The organism is Flavobacterium sp. UMI-01 (assembly GCF_019656315.1).
GTDB lineage: Bacteria > Bacteroidota > Bacteroidia > Flavobacteriales > Flavobacteriaceae > Flavobacterium.
Map to the genome: position 1 here is coordinate 2823 of NZ_BPLU01000043.1, position 2975 is coordinate 5797.

1 protein-coding gene and 1 pseudogene are annotated in these 2975 nt (G+C 37.1%); both read right to left on the bottom strand.

Annotated features, from left to right (window positions below):
* Positions 1 to 2094, bottom strand: a pseudogene (locus K5R64_RS13100) (hypothetical protein); the annotation flags it as partial.
* Between the two features lie 429 nt (positions 2095 to 2523).
* The coding region (locus K5R64_RS13105) for an OmpA family protein (protein WP_220764064.1) at positions 2524 to 2975 on the bottom strand (452 nt) is incomplete at its 5' end.

Genomic DNA, 2975 nt, shown 5'->3' on the forward strand with positions numbered 1-2975 from the left:
CGCAGGCAGATTAGAAACAGTAGCAGTAGTTCCTACCACCGTATTAGAGGAGTTTTTCCAAGAGTACGTTACCGTACCCACAGCACCTGTTACAGCACCCGCAGTAACAGACCCGGTACTAGCGCCAAAACAACTAGCATCGGTTTTAGAAGAAGCTCCTAGTGCTAAAGCAGCGGCAGGCTGTCCTACAGTTACTGAATTAGATTGTGATGAACAGTTATCGGTTACAGTTAAGGTATAAGTTCCCGCAGGCAGATTAGAAACAGTAGCATTAGTTCCCACTTCAGTATTCGAAGCATTTTTCCAAGAGTACGTTACCGTACCCACAGCACCCGTTACCACACCAGCACTTACTGAACCAGTACTTGTCCCAAAGCAACTAACATCGGTTTTAGAAGAAGCTCCTAGTGCTAAAGCAGCGGCAGGCTGTCCTACAGTTACCGAATTAGATTGAGACGAACAATTATCGGTTACAGTTAGTGTATAAGTTCCCGCAGGAAGATTATTTACAGAAGCGGTAGTTCCTACCACCGTATTAGAGGAGTTTTTCCAAGAGTAGGTTACTGTTCCCACAGCACCTGTTACCTCACCAGTACTTACTGATCCAGTACTAGCACCAAAACAAGTCGCATCGGTTTTCGAAGAAGCTCCTAGTGCTAAAGCAGCGGCAGGTTGTCCTACAGTTACCGAATTAGATTGAGACGAACAGTTATCGGTTACAGTTAGTGTATAAGTTCCCGCAGGAAGATTAGAAACAGTAGCAGTAGTTCCCACTTCAGTATTCAAAACATTTTTCCAAGAGTATGTTACTGTTCCTACAGCACCCGTTACCACACCAGCGCTTACTGATCCAGTACTAGCCCCAAAGCAACTAGCATCGGTTTTAGAAGAAGCTCCCAATGCTAAAGCAGCGGCAGGTTGTGTAATTATTGCTGTTGTCATTGCAGTACAGCCTTTGCTGTCAGTAATGATTACTGTATATGAGCCAGCTGCTAAACCAGTGGCAGTAGCGTTAGTCTGTACGGGATTAGTATTCCATGAGTAAGTAAATGGGCCTGTTCCACCAGTAAGACTTGCAGTAGCAGAACCAGTTGTACCACCAAAGCAACTTACATTGGTTTGCGCACTAATATTCGCAGTAGGAGCAGGGCTTACAGTGATAGTTGCATCGCTAGTAGCGATATTGCTACCACTACAAAGTCCCGAATTTGAAAATACCGCTCTATATTTAGTAGTCTGTGTTAAGTTTGTTGCCGTATAAGTGTTTGTTGTATTAGTGATATCTGTCCAATTTGAAAAAGGACTCACGGATGATTGCCATTTAACTATTGTTGAACCAGCAGTTAGTCCGCTAACTGTTAGTATAGTACTATTAGTTCCAGAACAAACAGTAGTACTTGGTCCAACAGAACCTGTTAGCGGTATTCCAAATGTTAAGGGAGTATCAATACATCTATTTGAACTAGCTGAGTTACCACTAACCGATGCTAATTTGGTGATTTTTATCAGACCAGGATTATTTGGATCACATACATTAAATCCAATAGAACCAAAAGGAATGTTAAACTCCAAAAATGAAGCACCACCAGCATTACATGAAGTCACGCCACTATGCGCTTCAAGTCCGTTACTAATTGTCAGTTGCGTTTTTACATTTCCATTTCCAGAATATAAATTAAACGTATTAGCATTAGAGTTAATTTCTAAGATATATTCAGCTCCAGCCACAGTTAGTGCACCTCCAAATGTGTCTGAAGTTAATCCCGAAGTAGAATTGTTGTCGGTGTCTAAATAGAGCCTAAATAGTGCGGCTCCTGAATTACCAATATTCATTCCTAATTTTAGTACTTGATTATTCGTATCAACCTTAGCGCGTATAGTACCAATTTGGCAGGTTGAAGAAGGGGAAGGGTTTAGTACTTGACTAAAAACAACTCCAGTTCCATATTCATCTCCAGAAGCATTTGGCGCAGGGCAGTAGTTTCCATCTGTTCCACTTTCTTGGGTATAACCATTTATTGTACCAACAAATAGTAATAATAAGAAATAGAGAATGGTTTTTTTCAATTTTTGAATAGGTAAAATTGTTTCCATACTTATTGTTTTTTAATTGAATCGTTATAGAAATTTTAATCTAAATAATTTAAAATAGTAAATAATAAACAGACAGTTTTTAGGTATATAGTCGCTCTTTATAAATCAATTTTATTTTTATTAAGAGTTGTTATTGTAGTATAAAAATTGAAATAAAGCCCTAAAACTTTTTGTTAATGGACTTTTATTAGATCAAAAAAAGATTATTTAAATTAAATGTACGATATACTAATTATTTAATAAATTAATTTCTTTAAAGGGCATAAATAATCGTTAAAGTCCATTTTTTTGTTAAAAAAATGCTATACTGCTTAATAAATAAAAATTATATTAAAGGATGTGTCTTTTTAGAAAAGATTTTAAAAAAAAAAAACACCTCGAAATAATTAATTTTCGAGGTGTTTTTTTCAGGACTAGACAAATAAGTCTTTACAAATCAGTAATAATAAATTCCGAACGTCTATTTTGTTGGTGTTCTTCTTCGGTACATTTTACACCGTCAGTACAACGGTTTACTAGTTGGTATTCGCCGTATCCTTTCCCGGTTAGTCTATTTGGGTTTACTCCATTGTCAACTAACCAAGCGATGGTAGATTTGGCTCTTCTGTCGGACAAAGCTTCATTGTATTTGAAAGAAGCTCTACTATCGGTATGCGAACGAATATCAAGTTTCATATTAGGATATTGTTTTAGTACATCTAATATTTTTTCTAAATCCAAAGCGGCTTCGTGTCTAATATTTGATTTGTCTAGGTCAAAGTAAATCATTTTGATACCAAAGCACTTTCCTAAATCGTCACCAATTGCGACTTTACAAGTGATTTTTTCCAAAGCGATATTCAACTCTGTTTTTCCGTTGTCTTTCCCTAGAGTAATTTTTT